Genomic DNA, 16350 nt, shown 5'->3' with positions numbered 1-16350 from the left:
GCGGGCCGAACGAGCCCGCGGCGGTGAGCCGACCGAACGGACCCGCGGCGGTTGACGAGCCCGATGAGCCCGCGTCGATTCCCGTGAGCCCGGGGCAACGCCAACTCGATCCGCCGGACGAATCGCCGGCGACGACGGAAAACGGCACACGCGCGTAACTCCACCGGCGTATACCGATACGGGTACCGCCGACACCGTTTTCGGCGCCGTACCACCCGCACCGGCAGCTCAACGTTAGGACCGGACCGATGTCCGTGCTCATCCCCGTCATCGCCATCATCAGCATGATCACCATCGGCTACCTGCTGAAGTACCTGCCCGACTATCTGCCGTGGCTGAAGGAGCGCTGACTCAGCACATCATCTTGGCCATCTGGTAGATGGCCCGCGCCTCCTCGGGAGTGGCCTCGACCTTGCCGGAGGACCGCTTGACGATGCTCTTGACGACATCGTCCTCGGACTTGTTCGCCTTGATCTCCTTGCAGGTGTCGCTGAGGATGGTGGCGATCTTCGCGTCGTCCTTGCCGTCGGCCAGTTTCGGGAACGCGCCGCGGAAGCTGACGACGAACGCGCCCGCCTTCACGTTGTCGACAACTTGCGCGTCACCGCTGGACGCCGCCGTGGGAGCCGAGGAGGAGGGGGTGGCACTGCTTGCCTTGTCGTCCCCGCAGCCGGTGAGCAGCAGGGCGACGAGGGTGGCGCTGGCCGCGATAGCGGCGGTAGTTCTGATCACGGAGCGGGATGCTAGCGGTCCCGGACGAAAGTCGCCTCCCGTCCGGTGAACGGGAGGCGACGTCTTGTGGCGCAAGACTTGTGGGTCAGACCGGCGCGATGACGAAGACCTGGGCCCAATACGCTGCCTGGTCTGCTCCGATGAGCGGCAACAGGTAGTCGTACAGAATCGATGACATAGTCGTGGAACTCCCAATTGTCGACGTACAGGACGTTTCGAAAAGTGCGGTCGAAGTGTGAGACCCGCTACGGCGGCCCACGTTAGCAGCCACGTCGCGGCCATGTCGGGGTGGTGAACTCGCCGGGCGTATCTGCCGGTAACTAGCCGGACCGTGATCGACGTCATAAAGTAGTGCGCGTTGGCACGGCCCGTTGCTTGGCCGCAACGAGCCCTTCACACTTCGAATGCGGGAAAGCAGGTCTCAACTCTATGCGGATTGTTCGCTCACTGGTCGCCGGCGCGTTGATCGCCGGGGCTGCTTCGGTTTTCGCCATGATGGGCGCTGGCTCCGCCAGTGCCGTAGCGGTGACGCCGCTGCCGGGTGGGGTGCAGGTCGACCTCAGCCCGGCTGACACGGTCTGGGTTGCCCAGAACCGTTTCGGACAGACTCTCGGTGGTCTGCCGCACCCTTCGGCGGCTTCGTTCGGTGAGGCGTTGGACGCGGCGGCCGCGGTGTCGGCCGCGGTTCCGGGCGGACATGTCACCTTTACCGTGTACGGCCCGCTCGATTCGTTGAACGGCACCATGCTGGCGCTGCAGTAGGTCTGGCGCCCCAGCGTGGAATTGCATCAGCGGATCGTCTCGGCGCCGGTAGATTTCGGCGCCATTCGTTCCGAATTCGGCCTGGCCTCGGCGTATCCCGCCGAGGCCACCGCGGAAGCCCGCGACGCGTCCGACGCGTTCGCGGGCGACCGGGCCGATCGCACCGACATCCCGTTCGTGACGATCGACCCGCCCGGGGCCATGGATCTGGACCAGGCTCTGCATCTCGAACGCACCGGCAGCGGCTACCTGCTGCACTACGCCATCGCCGATGTCGGTGCGGTGATCGATCCACACGGCGCGCTGGCCAAGGAGTCGAGCGCGCGGGGGCAAACCTTCTATCTACCCGACGGCACCGTGCCGCTGCACCCGCCGGTGCTGTCGGAGGGCACCGCGAGCCTGCTGCCCGAGCAGACCAGGCCGGCCGCGCTGTGGACCATCGAGCTGGACGAAAAGGCTGAGCCACAACGGTTTTCGGTCGAGCGAGCGCTGGTTCGTTCGCGGGCCAGGCTCGACTACGCGGGCGTGCAGGCCGACGCCGACGCGGGACGACTGCACCCTTCGATCGCGGCCCTGCCGGAATTCGGCACGCGGCGCATCGAGGCCGGGCTGCTGCGCGGCGCGATCGGGCTGCGCCTGCCCGCGCAGAGCATTGTTCGCGACGATCAGTCGGACGGGCATTGGCGGCTGATCGTCGAACCGCGCACGGCCGCGGACGATTGGAACGAGCAGGTTTCACTGCTGACCGGAATGTGCGCGGCGCGGATCATGATCGATGCGGGAGCGCCGGCATTATTGCGCACCATGCCGCCGCCCGCCGAGTCGGCGATAGCGTCCATGCATCGCACCGCAGCCGCGTTGGGCGTCGAGTGGCCCGCGGAGTTGTCGGTCGGGCAGATGTTGGCTCGGCTGGATCCGAATACCCCTGCCGCGCTTGTGCTCATGTCGGAGGCGACCAGCCTGCTGCGCGGGGCGTCCTACACCGTGGTGGACGGGGACACCCAGGTCACCACGCCGGAAAGTCTGCAGCACAGTGCGATTCGGGCACCGTACGCCCACGTCACCGCACCGCTGCGGCGATTGAGCGATCGATTCAGCATCGAGATCTGTCTGGCGCGTTGCGCGGGAACCGAAGTGCCGCAATGGGTTGTGGACGGGTTGGCCGAAACGGCCGACAGCATGCGCCGCAGCGACTCGATAGCGAACAAGGTCGAACGCTCCTGCATCGACCTCACCGAATCCACGCTGCTCGCCGAACGAGCGGGCACCGAGTTCGACGCGGTGGTCGTCCGCGAAGCCAACGGCAACCGAGCCGCGGAAATCTTCATCGCCGACCCACCGGTGCTGGGTCCATGCGTGGGCGAACCACCCGAAGGCGCGGCAGTGCGAGTCCGCCTGCTCTCCGCCGACCCCACCACCCGCAAGATCAGCTTCGCCTACCCCGCCGCACCCGACCTCGCGCCGCCGAACACCCACCCCGCCGGGTCCTGACTCACCAACCGCGCTGAGCACCGGCCGCCGTGCCGACGGTCATGCCCATCAGCCGACCGCGCCAGAGCCGAGTTCACAGTCGCACACCCTTCGCGCGGCACCTGATCCGCGCACAACCCCGATGGCCGTGATGCAACGCACCCGCACTACTTCTGCTTTCCCGCACCGAGAATTGCGTGCGAATTTCGGTGCGAGAAATCAAGAGTGGTGCGGGTGCTGTGACAGCGCCCCTGCTGCGTCAGGGTAGCGGCGGGGACCTAGCAGGCAGCGACACCTTCGCCGCCGGAGCCAAGCCATTGGCCCCGCAGCCGCACACCTCCTGATTCCCCGCACACGAATTCGCATGTCATTCCATGTGCGAGAAATCAACAGGTATGCAGCTACGCACAAATACACGCATCCCGCCGGACCGAAACCCGCCACGCGGATCGAGTCGAGTCAAAGGGTCGCTAGATGATCTTCAACAGCGACCTTTTGACTCGACTCGATGCGAGAACGACCTTTTGACTCGACTCGATGGGTGCGCATGTCCCTTCGACAACTCGATGAGCGAAGTGACCTGACTGGACCCGACCAGCAGTGAACGGCCCCTCGCTGTGCCGTGGTGGCTGAGTTGGCTTCTCGCCCTCTCGTTTCCCAAGCCTCTTTGAACCGGACCACAACCCGATGACCACGCTGGAACTCCCGCGTTGCCCATACCAACTGCGTAAGTAAGTCGGGGACCCCACCTGACGCGCTCAGCACTATCGATCATCTCTGGGAGCAGGTGTACCTGACTCGCCAGGCAGACCCCCGGCATGTCCCAACACAACCTGACGAGGAAAACTGAAGACCTACCCAGGTTTTCACTGAAGTAGTGCTGAGCACGTCGCCTGCCGTACCCGGCTTTAGGCGCATGTCGATCACGCGGCGTCGAGTTCCAGCGTGGTCATCTGGCTGTGGTTGCGTCACAAACACTTCGGATACGAGTGGGCCGGTCAGCGGCGGTTTCTGGGGCGTTCAGAGTGACCCGCACGGTGAACCCGCCTGCGAAGGCGGTCCGGGAGTCGGTCACCTCGAGGATCCGCGCTGCCTCTCGGGAGCGGCGCTGAGAAGAAGACCGTGGATTCGTGGGGAGGGTGCGGGTTGTGGGCCGGGTGTATTCCGGGAGTGGTGTATCTGTTCGGGCGGGGCGCCTGAGTCTGTAAACCTTTGGGGGCAAGGGGGACTCACTCACCCGCACTACTTCTGCTTTCCCGCACCGAGAATTGCGTGCGAATTTCGGTGCGAGAAATCAGGAGGGGTGCGGCTATTCGCCGGACAAGGCGGCGGCCGCGTCGGGGTAGCGGGTCAGGGCTTGGCGGGCGGCGGTGTCTTCGGCGCCGGCCAGGATTCGGTAGAGGGTTGTGTCTTCGCCTGCGGCGCCGGCGTCCGCGGCGATGCCGTAGATGGCGTGCTGGGATTCGACGGCGTCGCGGTGGTCGCCGAGGACGGTTTGCAGTCGTTTGGCGCGGCCGCCGAGGTCGGTGGCGGCGGTGCCGAGGACGGCTTCGGCGGCTTCGCACGAGTAGCGTAAACGCTTGGCGCTCTTGCGAATATCGTGCAGCAGTTCGACGCGTTCGGCGGGCGTGACGGTGGGTTCCCGCTCGATCAGCTCCAGCACGCGCTCGCGGTCGCGTTCCAGGACGACGCCGAAGAACTCCGCGGCAGGCACTTCGGCGCGTGCGGAACGCAGCGGCGGTTCGGTGCGCCACTCGGTGAGTTCATCCCGCAGCTCGCGGTAGCGCCCACTGTCCAGCGCGAGCAGCACATCCGCGTGTGCCGCGGCGTACTTGCCGTTCTCCGCCGTGACCAACCGCGCGGTCGCCGATTCGAGATCGTCGGCCGAATGCTCGCCCTGCGCGCCATGTTTCGTCAGCAACGTCTCGAACCGTTCCGCCCGCACCTCGGCATCCCTGGCGACGCCCAGCACACCGGCCAGCCACTTGAGCTCATCGCCCATCGTCCTGGCCGGTGTCCGTTCGAACAGCCCGCGATAAGAGCGCAGCACGCTGCGCAACCTGCGGGTGGCCACGCGCATCTGATGGATCGAATCCGGTTCGTCCGCGCGCACTTCGGGTTCGGCGGCCAGCAGCCGGTCCACATTGTCGCCGAGTGCCGCGACGATGGCCCTGCCTGCGGTGGCCGTCATGGTTACCCCGCCTTCGCGAATCTATCGGTGGCTTCTATCAAATGATGCGTGATGCCGGGCTCGAAGGAGGCATGTCCGGCGTCTTCGACGATGTGCAGCTCCGAAGCCGGCAACGCCTTGTGCAGATCCCAGGCGCTCACCGCGGGACAGACGATGTCGTGGCGGCCCTGCACGATGACCGTCGGAATGTGCGCGATGGTGTCGGCGTCGCGCAGCAGCTGCCCCTCGTCGAGGAAGGCGTGATTGCGGAAGTAGTGGTTCTCGATCCGCGCGAAGGCGAGCGCGAACCGGGGATCGGCGGATTCGGCGACCCGATCCGGTTGCGGCAGCAGCGAACTCGTCGCGCCCTCCCAGGTGGACCAGGCGATGGCGGCCCGCAGCGCGACCTGCTCGTCGGCGGAGTGCAGCAGCCGGTGATAGACCTCGACCAGGTCTTCGTCGCGCTCGGCCTCCGGTACCGGCGCGAGGTACTTCTCCCACTCGTCGGGGTACACGTAGCCGGCGGCGCCGTTGTAATACCAGTCGATTTCCTTGCGGCGCAACAGGAAAATGCCGCGCAGCACCAGCTCGGTCACCCGGTCCGGGTAGGTCTCGGCGTAGGCGAGCGCGAGGGTCGAGCCCCACGAGCCGCCGAACACCTGCCAGCGCTCGATGCCGAGATGGGTACGCAGCGCCTCGATGTCGGCGATCAGATGCTGGGTGGTGTTGGTCGCCAGGTCCGGGTTGTCGGCGAGGTGCGGGGTGGAGCGCCCGCAGCCGCGCTGATCGAGCAGCACGATCCGGTAGGCCGCCGGGTCGAAGAACCGCCGCTGCGCCGGTGAGGTGCCGCCGCCCGGACCGCCGTGCAGGAAGACCACCGGCTTGCCGTCCGGGTTGCCGCTGACCTCCCAGTACATCGCCTGGCCGTCACCGACGTCGAGCAGACCGGAGTCGTAGGCCTCGATCTCCGGGTACAGCGTCCGCAGCTGTGCCTCGCTCATCAGAACGCCAGACCCGAGGCGAGGTCGGGGAGCTCGAGTGCCTGGATCGCCTCTTTCTGCACGTCCGGGCAGCTCTTGGTGGTCAGCCGGTCGACGATCGGCTTGTCGGCGAGCACCGCGCCGTTGATGCCGCCGTTGCGCAGCGCCCACTCGTGCACCAGGGCATTGAGCCCGATCCGGCCGAGCGTGGGCCCCTGCACCCGCCAGTTCGACAGTTCGGGCTTGATCATGTCGCAGAGCTGGGCGGCCGCGGCATCGGAGATCTCCGGGGTGGTGCCGGGCTTGGGCGTGCCCGCGGTGCCGCCGGGCTTGGTGGTCGCCGTCGCCGACCCCGTTGTCGAGCTCGAGCTCCCGGTCGGCGCCGGGTTCGACGAGCCTCCGCATGCGGTCAGTGCTGCGGCGGCGAAAACGCCCGCCAGCAGCAGGGTGCTGCGTGAAATCCAACGGCTGTGCGGCATCGGTACCTCTGCTTCTTGATCGCGAATGTCCGCATCGAGTCTGCCATTGATTCGCCGTCGTGGCCCGGAGTGTGTGGCGCTCACACCCCCGTTCGCGGCTATCGGAATGTGACGCGCAGCTCGTCCAGCAGTGCTTCGACGAAACGGGCGAAGCGGGGAATCGACGTGTCGACGGTTCGCCACGGATTGAGCGCGATCAACGGGGCGAGACGTTCGGCGAGGGTGATCTCGGCGGCGGAGACCTGCCATTGCGCGAAGTAGTCCGCGCGACGCGGGCTGTGCAGGATGCGGTGGGACAGGAACGGGTGGGTGATCACGGCGTCGCCCCAGTCGAACAGCCGGCCGGTGCCGGGCGTCGCGCCGGCGAAGACGTTGCCGGGGTGGACGTCGTTGTGCTCGATGGTGAGCCTGCCGTACTCGGCCAGTTCGGCGGCGGCCTCCTCGATGCGGTGACCGAGGCCGGGCATGCGTGCTTCGAAATGCCGGTAGACCGTGATCAGCCGGCTGGGCGGAAGGTACGGGGTGCCGGTGGCGATCAGCGCGTCGATGTCCGGCGCGACGGACTGCTGTAGTTCGGCGTAGGAGCGGAACAGGCCGGCCCATTCGGCATCGGTATCGCGGGCGGTTTCGCCGCCGTGCGGGCTGAGTAACCACCCATGATCCGCCTGCACCGCAAGGGGTTCCAGGACGCTGCCGGGCCGGAGCCGGGCGAGCAGCTGAATCAGCGGGCCCTCGTGGGCGAAGGCGCGGGCATTGGCCTTGGCCCAGACCGGGCCGGTCTCGGTCGGCAGCCGGACGATCAGCGACCAGGCGCGGCGGCGAGTCACCGTCGGCGCGCCGGTCACCTCTATCTCGTGTGCCTTGAGCACACCCGACGCCCAGTCGATCAGCGGTTCGGGTGGCTGGCCGAGCAGTGCGGCTGGTGCGTGCACTGCTCGGCCGTTCATCGTTACTCCACTAGAAGCTGTGTTCTGGCCCCGGGTAGGTGCCCCGGGCTACCTCTTCAGCGTAGGCCGCCGCGGCGGTGCGCAGTTCATCGCCGACATTGCCGAACCGCTTGACGAACTTCGCGGTCTTGCCGCTGGTGTAGCCGGCCATGTCCTGCCAGACCAGCACCTGCGCGTCGGTTTCCACGCCGGCGCCGATGCCGACGGTCGGGATGGTCAGCTTGCGGGTCGCCTGCGCGGCCACCTCCGCCGGAACCATCTCCATGACAACGGCGAACGCGCCGGCTTCCTGCACCGCGATGGCGTCCGCGATGAGCTGCTCGGCACCGTCGCCGCGACCCTGCACGCGGAACCCACCGAGGGTGTTGACGCTCTGCGGGGTGAACCCGATGTGCGCCATCACCGGAATGCCGGCCGAGGTGATCAGCGCGATCTGCTCGGCGACCCGCTCACCGCCCTCGAACTTCACCGCCTGCGCCTGGCCCTCCTTCATGAACCGGGTCGCGGTGGCCAGTGCCTGCTGCGGCGAGGTCTCGTAGCTGCCGAACGGCAGGTCGGCCACCACCAGCGCGTGCGGTGCGCCGCGGACCACGCCGCGAACCAGCGGGATGAGCTCGTCCGCGGTGATCGGCACGGTGGTGTCGTAGCCGTAGACCACGTTGGCCGCGGAATCACCGACCAGCAGCACCGGGATGCCTGCTTCTTCGAACAGCCGGGCCGAGGAATAGTCGTACGCGGTGAGCATGGCCCAGCGCTGACCGTCGGCCTTCATCTGCTGCAGATGGTGCACCCTGGTCTTGCGCATAGCCTTCTTGGGCTGGGCGGGTGCCGCACCGTAAGCAGGGGTTTCCGAATCGGATACGGACATCTTCGTCCCTTTCGTCTGGTGTCTCCTCGGGGCCCATCCGGGTCCCCGGGTTCGTCTGACGAAATCCAGTGTGCAGCAGTTGGCAGGCCGGATTAAGAGCTTCGCCCGATGCGATTGATCACATCGGCGCGGCGCCGGTCCGTCGCCGGCGCACAAAGGAGTCCGGACCGCGCGCTCGGCTCAGCCGCGCCGACCGGGCTCTGACCGGTGCGTTGTGCCCGCCGTGGCGACGAGCTGCCACTATCAGTGGATGGCTTTGGTTCGGAGTGGGCGCGGCGGTGCGCTGATGGTGGCGGTGCTGGCGCTGGTGGCGGCGGGGTGCACGATCAACGGTCATCCGACGGGGCCGATGCCCGCGGCGCCCGCCGCGTTGACGAAGTTCTACTCGCAGACCGTGGAGTGGGGCGGCTGCTCCGGATTCGGTTCGCCGGACGATCGCTTCGCGCCCAACGCGCAGTGCGCGCGGATCACCGTGCCGGTCGACTACGCCAACCCGGACGGGCCGACCGCGCAGATCGCCGTCTCCCGGATCAAGGCGACCGGCCAGCGCATCGGCTCGCTGCTGATGAACCCCGGCGGCCCGGGGGAGTCCGGCCTGACCATGTCCTCGCTCGGCAACAAGACCCCGCTGGCCCAGCGCTTCGACCGGGTCGGCTTCGACCCGCGCGGCGTCGGCTCCTCGACCCCGGCCATCGTCTGCGAGACCGCGAAGGAGCAGGACGCCGAGCGCGCCGAACCGCAGAAGGACAACACGCCCGAGGGCATCGCGGCCGCGGAGAACGAGAACAGGCAGTACGCGGACCGCTGCACCGAACGCACCGGCCAGGAGTTCCTGGCCCATGTCGGCACCCGCGAGGTGGTGCAGGACCTGGACGTGATGCGGGCGGCGCTCGGCGACGCGAAGCTCAGCTACCTCGGTTATTCGTACGGCACCAAGATCGGATCGGCGTATGCCGAGAAGTTCCCGGACCACGTGCGCGCCCTGGTGCTCGACGGCGCCATCGACTCCTCGCAGGACCCGGTGCAGGAGTCGCTGCGCCAGGCGGCCGGCTTCCAGAAGGTGTTCGACGCCTACGCCGCGGACTGCACGAACAAGCCGGACTGCCCGCTCGGCACGGACAAGACGCAGACCGTGCAGCGGTTCCGCGCGCTGGTGAATCCGCTGTGGGACAAGACCGTACCGACCACCGACCCGCGCGGGCTCAATTACGGTGACGCGCTCACCGGCGTGCGCCAAGCCCTCTACACCAACGATCTGTGGCCGGTGCTCACCCTCGGCCTGTCCGAGTTGCGCGACGGCCGCGGCGACACCCTGCTGCAATTGGCCGACCTCTACGACGGCCGCCGCGACGACGGCACCTACAGCAACACCACCGACGCGTTCAACGCCATTCGCTGCGTGGACGATCCGCGGATCAGCGACCGCGGCATCACCGGCAAGCAGGACGCCGAATACCGCAAGGCGGCCCCGTTCCTCGACGACGGCCGCGGCACCGGCGCGGCCCCGCTGGACCAGTGCACGGTCTGGCCGGTGCCGAACACCAGTGAGCCGCACCGGATCACGGTGACCGGGCTGCCGAAGGTGGTGGTCGTCTCGACCACCGAGGACCCGGCGACCCCATACCAGGCCGGCGTGGACCTGGCGACGCAACTGGGCGCCTCGTTGCTGACCTACAAGGGCAACCGGCACACCATCGCGCTGTCGGGTGGATCGTCGTGTGTGGACGAGGCGGTGATCGACTACCTGGTCGACCTGGCCGACCCGGAGCCGGGCCTCACCTGTTGAGCCGACGGGCGGTGATGTCTTTTTCGCACAACAAGGTCAGCACACTCAGCGTGTATGTAACACGGATTTAACGCCGGGTGCTTACTCTCGCGGACATGGATCGCCAGAAGGAATTCGTGCTGCGGACGCTCGAAGAGCGGGATATCCGCTTCGTGCGGCTCTGGTTCACCGACGTGTTGGGCTACCTGAAGTCCGTTGCCATCGCTCCCGCCGAGCTAGAGGGCGCTTTCGAGGAGGGCATCGGGTTCGACGGCTCGGCCATCGAAGGCTTCGCCAGGGTGTCGGAGGCCGACATGGTCGCCCGCCCGGATCCATCCACCTTCCAGGTGCTGCCGTGGGCGACCAGCAAGGGCCACCAGCACTCCGCGCGGATGTTCTGCGACATCACCATGCCCGACGGCTCGCCGTCCTGGGCCGACCCGCGGCACGTGCTGCGCCGTCAGCTGAACAAGGCCGCCGATGTCGGCTTCAGCTGCTACGTGCACCCGGAGATCGAGTTCTTCCTGCTGGAGAACGGCCCGGTGGACGGCTCGCAGCCGATCCCGGCCGACTCCGGCGGCTTCTTCGACCAGGCCGTGCACGATTCCGCGCCGAACTTCCGCAGGCACGCGATCGACGCGCTGGAGTCGATGGGCATCTCGGTCGAGTTCAGCCATCACGAGGGCGCGCCCGGCCAGCAGGAGATCGACCTGCGCTACGCCGACGCGCTGTCCATGGCCGACAACGTGATGACCTTCCGCTACCTGATCAAGGAAGTCGGCATCGACGAGGGCGTGCGCGCGACGTTCATGCCCAAGCCGTTCGCCCAGTACCCGGGCTCGGCGATGCACACGCACATGAGCCTGTTCGAAGGCGAGGCCAACGCGTTCCACGATCCGGACGACCCGATCAACCTGTCCGGCACCGCGCGCGCGTTCATCGCCGGCATCCTGGAGCACGCGCCGGAGATCAGCGCGATCACCAACCAATGGGTGAACTCCTACAAGCGGCTCATCCACGGCGGCGAGGCGCCGACCGCGGCCTCGTGGGGCCGGTCGAACCGGTCCGCGCTGGTCCGGGTGCCGATGTACACGCCGAACAAGTCCTCCTCGCGCCGCGTCGAGATCCGCAGCCCAGATTCGGCCTGCAACCCCTACCTGACCTTCGCCGTGCTGCTCGCGGCCGGCCTGCGGGGCATCGAGAAGGGGTACACGCTGCCGCCGGAGGCCGAGGACGACGTGTGGTCGCTGACCGTCGCCGAGCGCCGCGCCATGGGCTTCCGCGAGCTGCCCGGAACGCTGGACGAGGCGTTGCAGGCGATGGAGCGCTCCGAGCTGGTCGCCGAGACGCTCGGCGAGCACGTGTTCGACTTCTTCCTGCGCAACAAGCGCCGGGAGTGGGCGGACTACCGCAGCCAGGTCACGCCGTACGAGCTCAAGGAATACCTCGGTCTGTAGAACAAGGCGCGTTTCTGCAACCGAACGTATGTCCAGGTGGGGGCGAGTCGTTGGCATCGAACCTGTAATTTGAGACCCATGGTCCGCCCACCGACTGCCCGCTCCGCGGTCCCCGGCGTCGGTCGGCTCGGTCTGCTCGAGCCCACCGCCGCCGCCTCGCTGCACGAATTGGGCTGGGACAACGTCGAAAGTATTCCGCTGCTGTGGGCGCTGTCCCGCGCGCCCGACGCCGATCTGGCGTTGAACACGCTGGTCAAGCTGCGTGAGCGGATGGAAAGCGATTGGGCAGCACTGGATTCGGCGATCCGCGCGGAAACGGCGTTGCGCGGCAGGCTGTTCGCGCTGCTCGGCTCGTCCAGTGCGTTCGCCGACCACTTGGTCGTCGATCCGGCGGCCTGGCAGATCCTGCGCCGCAAGGAGCTACCGACCCGGGACGAACTGATCGCCGACCTGCTCGATGCGGTGCACGCGGTGCCGGAGGACGGGCCGCCCGCGCCGGACACGGCGTCGCCGGGCGCCTCCGTGAGCCGGGCGACAAACGGGCTCCTGTTCCGGGCCGGTGAGTCCGGGCCGGAGGTGGTCGCGTTGCTGCGCAAGCGGTATCGCGATCAGTTGATGCTGCTGGCCGCGCTCGATTTGGCCGCGACCGTCGAGAACGAACCGGTACTGGCGTACCAGGTGGTCGGCCGCCATCTGACCGCGCTGGCCGACGCCGCGCTGACCGCGGCCCTGTCCGTGGCGGTGGCCAGGGTCTGCAAGGACGGCCCGGTGCCGGTGCGGCTCGCGGTGATCGCCATGGGCAAGAGCGGCGCGTGCGAGCTGAACTACGTCAGCGATGTCGACGTCGTGTTCGTCGCCGAGCCCGCCGACGCCACCGCGACCCGGCTGGCGGCCGAGATGATGAGCGTCGCCAGCGCGGCCTATTTCGAGGTGGACGCGGCGCTGCGGCCGGAGGGCAAGGCGGGCGCGCTGGTGCGCACGCTGGATTCGCACGTCGCCTATTACAAGCGCTGGGCGCGGACCTGGGAGTTCCAGGCGCTGCTGAAGAACCGGCCGATGACCGGCGACCTCGAGCTCGGCGAGGAGTACAAGGCCGCGTTGATGCCGATGGTGTGGACCGCCTCCGAGCGTCCCGACTTCGTCGCCGACGTGCAGGCCATGCGCCGCCGGGTGGAGGACCTGGTCCCCGCCGACATGCGCGAGCGGGAACTGAAACTCGGGCACGGCAGCCTGCGCGACGTCGAATTCGCCGTCCAGCTCCTGCAATTGGTGCACGGCCGGGTGGACGAGTCGCTGCACGTGCAGGGCACCGTCGAGGCGTTGACGGCGTTGGCCGCGGGCGGTTACATCGGCCGCGACGACGCCGCGAATCTCACTGCGTCGTACGAGTTTCTGCGTTTGCTCGAACATCGGCTGCAACTGCAACGGTTGCGCCGCACGCACACCCTGCCCGCCGCGGACGACGAAGAGGGCATGCGCTGGCTGGCTCGCGCCGCGCACATCCGCCCCGATGGCAGGCAGGACGCGGTCGGCGTGCTCGGCAACGAGATACGCCGGAATGCCGTGCGGGTGCGGCGATTACACGCCAAGCTGTTCTATCGTCCGCTGCTCGAATCGGTGGTCAAACTGGAGCCGGACGCGCTGCGGCTCAGCCCCGAGGCGGCGGTCCGGCAGCTGGCCGCGCTCGGCTATCAGGCGCCCGAACACGCGCTCAGCCACCTCAAGGCGCTCACCGGCGGGGTGTCGCGCAAGGGCCGGATCCAGGCGCTGCTGCTGCCCACCCTGCTCGAATGGCTCGGCGAGACACCGAATCCCGACGCCGGCCTGCTCGCCTATCGGCGGGTGTCGGAGGGGCTCGGCGATCAGACCTGGTTCCTGCGCGAACTGCGCGACGAGGGGGCGATCGCGCAACGGCTGATGATCGTGCTCGGCTCCTCGGAGTATCTGCCGGATCTGCTGATCAACGCGCCGGACACCATTCGGATGTACGCCGACGGGCCCGGCGGTCCGCTGTTGCTCAGTCCGCAGCCGGAAGACGTCGCGCGCGGGATCATGACGGCCGCCGCACGGTATGACGATCCGAAACGCGCTGTGGCGGCGGCTCGTTCGTTGCGCAGGCACGAACTGGCCCGGGTCGCCTCGGCGGATCTGCTCGGGATGCTCGAGGTCAAACAGGTCTGCCGGGCGCTGTCCTCGGTGTGGGTCGCGGTGCTGGAAGCGTCACTGGCGGCGGTGATCCGGGCGAGCGAGGCGGAAATGGGCGCGCCCGCGCCCGCCGACTTCGCGGTGATCGGGATGGGCAGGCTCGGCGGGCACGAGCTCGGGTACGGGTCCGACGCGGACGTCCTGTTCGTCTGCGATCCGCGTCCCGGCGAGGACGAGACCAAGGCCGTGAAGTGGGCCAACAGCGTCGCCGACAGGGTGCAGAAGCTGCTCGGCGCACCCAGCACCGACCCGCCGCTGCTGGTGGACGCCGGGCTGCGGCCCGAGGGGCGCAACGGTGCGCTGGTCCGCACCCTGGCGGCGTACGCGGCCTACTACCAGCAGTGGGCGCAGCCGTGGGAGGTGCAGGCGCTGCTGCGGGCGCACCAGGTCGCGGGCGATCAGCAGCTCGGACTGCGCTTCCTGCACGTCATCGACAAGGTGCGTTATCCGGAGGGCGGCGTCTCGAACGAGGCGGTGCGGGAGATCCGCCGGATCAAGGCCCGCATCGACGCGGAACGACTACCGCGCAACGCCAATCCGGCGACGCACACCAAACTGGGGCGCGGTGGTCTCGCCGACATCGAGTGGACGGTGCAGCTGATGCAGTTGCGCTACGCGCACGATGTTCCCGGGTTGCACAACACCTCGACGCTGGAATCGCTCACCGTCATCGAGGAGACCAAGCTGCTCGACGCGGCCGATGTCGCGTTGCTCCGCGACGCGTGGCTCACCGCGACCAAGGCGCGCAACGCGCTGGTGCTGGTTCGCGGGAAGCCGACCGATCAGCTGCCCGGTCCGGGGTTGCTGCTGTCCGCGGTGGCGCGGGTGGCGGGGTGGCCCAACGACGACGGCAGCGAGTTCCTCGATCACTACATGCGGGTGACCCGGCGGGCGAAGGCTGTGGTGGAGCGGGTGTTCGGCCAGTAGCACCCGCCCTAGAGGTTGGGGCCGATGGCCAGCCGGCTGATGGTTGTGTCGACGGGCAATTCGAGCACGAAGGTGACCGCATCGGCGACGCGGCGGGGCGGGATGAGCCACGGCTTGTTGTGGCCGTCTTCGGCCGACATGCCCGCGTTCACATAGAGATTCGTGTCCATGCCGCCGGGGAAGATCGTGGTCACCCGCAGTGGAGTGCCTTTGGCTACGCCTTCGATAGCTTTCGAGTACCCGGTCAGTGCGCCTTTTGTTGCGGCATAGACTCTTTCGCGGGCGCCCGTTCCGGTATGGAGCGGATCTCCGGCGGAGGAGTTGATGAAGACGATCTGACCGGTTTCCCGGCACAGGAGGCCCTGTTTTAGGACGGCATCGGTGATATTGATCGTTCCGTTGACATTGACCGCGATAGCCAGCGACGCGCGACCGGGGTCGGCCGCCTCGATGGCGTCGTTGGTGAATACTCCGGCATTGTTCACCAAAGCCGAGATACCGCCGGAATTCCCGGCGGCGATCATGGTGAGCGTGGCCGCGATCTGCTCACGATCAGCGATATCGCAGACGAACGTCGCGCACTGCTGTTCGCCCAGTTCGCGTCGGGCGTGCCGAAGCGCGACCGCATCGATATCGAGCAGGATTACCGAGGCGCCGCGCTGAACGCAACTGCGGGCGATTTCCAGCCCCAGGCCCTGAGCCCCTCCGGTGATGACGACGCGCCTGGACATCAGCGATCCCATGGGCTCATTCCCTCCACACAGCGGTGTGCGACGAGAATCAATCGTGGCACAGGAACTAGGTCGATGGCGCGGGCTCGACCAGTAAACCTGTTCGCTCGGCGCGCTTTTCACCCCACTCGTAGAGCGCGGTGAGGGCGGGGACCAGGGTCCAGCCCTCGTCGGTCAGGTCGTATTCGACCTGGGGCGGCACCGTGTCGAAGACCGTGCGGCGCACCAGGCCGTCCGCTTCCAGCTCGCGTAACTGCTGGACGAGCATCTTCTCGCTGGTTGTCGGCATCAGCCGGCGCAGCTCGCCGTAGCGCCGCACGCCTTCCTTGAGGTGGGCGAGGATCACCGGCTTCCACTTGCCGCCGATCAGGTCGACGGTCACCTCCACCGCGCAGTGGTAGCGCTTCTCCGGCATTGCTGGCCTTTCGGGTACTCACCAAAAAGTGCGTTCTTGTAACACTGTAATCATCGCGATTCCATGGACGGGACCACCGCATTCCTACCGCAGACATGGAGCCCGAATTCCTATGAAGGTCATCGTTTTCGACCGTTTCAAGCCCGGCGTGACCTTGGAGACCATCAACCCGTATCTGCCCGAGGAGGTCGCCAATGTGTGGCGGCTGTGGAAAGCGGGCATCGTGCGGGAGAACTACGCGCGCGCCGACGAGCCGGGCGTGGTGATCGTGTTCGAGGTGGACAGCGTCGAAGAGGCGCAGAAGTACGTCGCCGACTTCCCGCTCACCAAGGCCGGCTACCTGGAGTGGACCTATGTTCCCGTGCAGGCCCCGTTGCCGCTGGAGGCGCTGATGGATCCGCAGGTCGACGTCGCCGAGCCCTACGACCGGACCAAGTGAGGT

General features: G+C 67.6%; 14 protein-coding genes. 6 read left to right on the top strand and 8 right to left on the bottom strand.

Translation table 11 applies throughout. The annotated features are described in order from the left end of the window. Positions 1-351: 351 nt before the first annotated feature. A complete protein-coding gene (locus tag ACFYO1_RS26135) occupies positions 352-732 on the bottom strand; it encodes a hypothetical protein (RefSeq protein ID WP_387236148.1) in 381 nt (126 codons plus the stop codon). 429 nt (positions 733-1161) lie between these two features. On the opposite strand from ACFYO1_RS26135, the gene ACFYO1_RS26130 reads away from it, so the two are divergent. Together ACFYO1_RS26130 and ACFYO1_RS26125 are read left to right on the top strand one after the other, a co-directional pair. Beyond that, positions 1162-1494, top strand: a complete 333-nt coding sequence (locus ACFYO1_RS26130; RefSeq protein ID WP_150408191.1) for a hypothetical protein — start codon at positions 1162-1164, stop codon at positions 1492-1494. Between the two features lie 15 nt (positions 1495-1509). After that, positions 1510-2985 (top strand): RNB domain-containing ribonuclease, encoded by a 1476-nt coding sequence (locus ACFYO1_RS26125; protein ID WP_387236145.1) that lies wholly within the window; start codon positions 1510-1512, stop codon positions 2983-2985. Between the two features lie 1288 nt (positions 2986-4273). Here ACFYO1_RS26125 and ACFYO1_RS26120 read toward each other — a convergent pair. From ACFYO1_RS26120 to panB, 5 genes are all read right to left on the bottom strand, one after another. Next, on the bottom strand, positions 4274-5155 hold the full coding sequence (locus ACFYO1_RS26120) for a CHAD domain-containing protein (RefSeq protein WP_387236142.1): 882 nt from the start codon (positions 5153-5155) through the stop codon (positions 4274-4276). A gap of 2 nt (positions 5156-5157) precedes the next feature. Next, positions 5158-6135 carry a prolyl aminopeptidase gene (pip, locus tag ACFYO1_RS26115; protein WP_387236139.1) on the bottom strand — a complete coding sequence of 326 codons (978 nt, stop codon included), beginning with the start codon at positions 6133-6135 and terminating at the stop codon, positions 5158-5160. After that, a complete protein-coding gene (locus ACFYO1_RS26110; protein WP_387236136.1) occupies positions 6135-6593 on the bottom strand; it encodes a hypothetical protein in 459 nt (152 codons plus the stop codon). The genes pip and ACFYO1_RS26110 overlap by 1 nt, the downstream gene beginning before the upstream one ends. Positions 6594-6691: 98 nt before the next feature. Beyond that, on the bottom strand, positions 6692-7540 hold the full coding sequence (locus ACFYO1_RS26105) for a phosphotransferase (protein WP_387236133.1): 849 nt from the start codon (positions 7538-7540) through the stop codon (positions 6692-6694). A gap of 10 nt (positions 7541-7550) precedes the next feature. Further along, positions 7551-8408 (bottom strand): 3-methyl-2-oxobutanoate hydroxymethyltransferase, encoded by an 858-nt coding sequence (gene panB / locus ACFYO1_RS26100; RefSeq protein WP_387236131.1) that lies wholly within the window; start codon positions 8406-8408, stop codon positions 7551-7553. Between the two features lie 250 nt (positions 8409-8658). Between panB and ACFYO1_RS26095 the strand changes: the two genes are divergently transcribed. The 3 genes from ACFYO1_RS26095 (at position 8659) to ACFYO1_RS26085 (ending at position 14762) form a co-directional block, all read left to right on the top strand. Next, positions 8659-10194: an alpha/beta hydrolase gene (locus ACFYO1_RS26095; RefSeq protein ID WP_387236128.1), complete on the top strand. Its 1536-nt coding sequence runs from the start codon at positions 8659-8661 to the stop codon at positions 10192-10194. A 95-nt stretch (positions 10195-10289) separates the two neighbouring features. Beyond that, positions 10290-11630 (top strand): glutamine synthetase family protein, encoded by a 1341-nt coding sequence (locus tag ACFYO1_RS26090; RefSeq protein WP_150408211.1) that lies wholly within the window; start codon positions 10290-10292, stop codon positions 11628-11630. 78 nt (positions 11631-11708) lie between these two features. Beyond that, on the top strand, positions 11709-14762 hold the full coding sequence (locus tag ACFYO1_RS26085; RefSeq protein ID WP_387236125.1) for a bifunctional [glutamine synthetase] adenylyltransferase/[glutamine synthetase]-adenylyl-L-tyrosine phosphorylase: 3054 nt from the start codon (positions 11709-11711) through the stop codon (positions 14760-14762). An 8-nt stretch (positions 14763-14770) separates the two neighbouring features. On the opposite strand, the gene ACFYO1_RS26080 is transcribed toward ACFYO1_RS26085, so the two are convergent. After that, positions 14771-15505, bottom strand: coding sequence for an SDR family oxidoreductase (locus ACFYO1_RS26080; protein WP_387236122.1), 735 nt, complete (start codon positions 15503-15505; stop codon positions 14771-14773). 55 nt (positions 15506-15560) lie between these two features. Further along, entirely contained in the window at positions 15561-15908 is a 348-nt protein-coding gene (locus ACFYO1_RS26075; RefSeq protein WP_387236120.1) for a winged helix-turn-helix transcriptional regulator, read from the bottom strand. 112 nt (positions 15909-16020) lie between these two features. Here ACFYO1_RS26075 and ACFYO1_RS26070 point away from each other — a divergent pair, with 112 nt between their 5' ends. Further along, positions 16021-16347, top strand: coding sequence for a hypothetical protein (locus tag ACFYO1_RS26070; RefSeq protein WP_387236117.1), 327 nt, complete (start codon positions 16021-16023; stop codon positions 16345-16347). Positions 16348-16350: the final 3 nt, after the last annotated feature.

It is taken from the genome of Nocardia sp. NPDC006044, from assembly GCF_042871115.1.
Lineage (GTDB): Bacteria > Actinomycetota > Actinomycetes > Mycobacteriales > Mycobacteriaceae > Nocardia.
Note: the sequence above shows the minus strand (reverse complement) of the source record. Positions and strands in the feature narration are given on the sequence as shown.

Coding starts and splice junctions, on each gene's coding strand:
- ACFYO1_RS26085 (WP_387236125.1), top strand. CDS start 11,709: ATGGTCCGCCCACCGACTGCCCGCTCCGCGGTCCCCGGCGTCGGTCGG.
- ACFYO1_RS26120 (WP_387236142.1), bottom strand. CDS start 5,155: ATGACGGCCACCGCAGGCAGGGCCATCGTCGCGGCACTCGGCGACAAT.
- ACFYO1_RS26090 (WP_150408211.1), top strand. CDS start 10,290: ATGGATCGCCAGAAGGAATTCGTGCTGCGGACGCTCGAAGAGCGGGAT.
- ACFYO1_RS26075 (WP_387236120.1), bottom strand. CDS start 15,908: ATGCCGGAGAAGCGCTACCACTGCGCGGTGGAGGTGACCGTCGACCTG.
- pip (WP_387236139.1), bottom strand. CDS start 6,135: ATGAGCGAGGCACAGCTGCGGACGCTGTACCCGGAGATCGAGGCCTAC.
- ACFYO1_RS26095 (WP_387236128.1), top strand. CDS start 8,659: ATGGCTTTGGTTCGGAGTGGGCGCGGCGGTGCGCTGATGGTGGCGGTG.
- ACFYO1_RS26130 (WP_150408191.1), top strand. CDS start 1,162: ATGCGGATTGTTCGCTCACTGGTCGCCGGCGCGTTGATCGCCGGGGCT.
- ACFYO1_RS26105 (WP_387236133.1), bottom strand. CDS start 7,540: ATGAACGGCCGAGCAGTGCACGCACCAGCCGCACTGCTCGGCCAGCCA.
- ACFYO1_RS26110 (WP_387236136.1), bottom strand. CDS start 6,593: ATGCCGCACAGCCGTTGGATTTCACGCAGCACCCTGCTGCTGGCGGGC.
- panB (WP_387236131.1), bottom strand. CDS start 8,408: ATGTCCGTATCCGATTCGGAAACCCCTGCTTACGGTGCGGCACCCGCC.
- ACFYO1_RS26070 (WP_387236117.1), top strand. CDS start 16,021: ATGAAGGTCATCGTTTTCGACCGTTTCAAGCCCGGCGTGACCTTGGAG.
- ACFYO1_RS26080 (WP_387236122.1), bottom strand. CDS start 15,505: ATGGGATCGCTGATGTCCAGGCGCGTCGTCATCACCGGAGGGGCTCAG.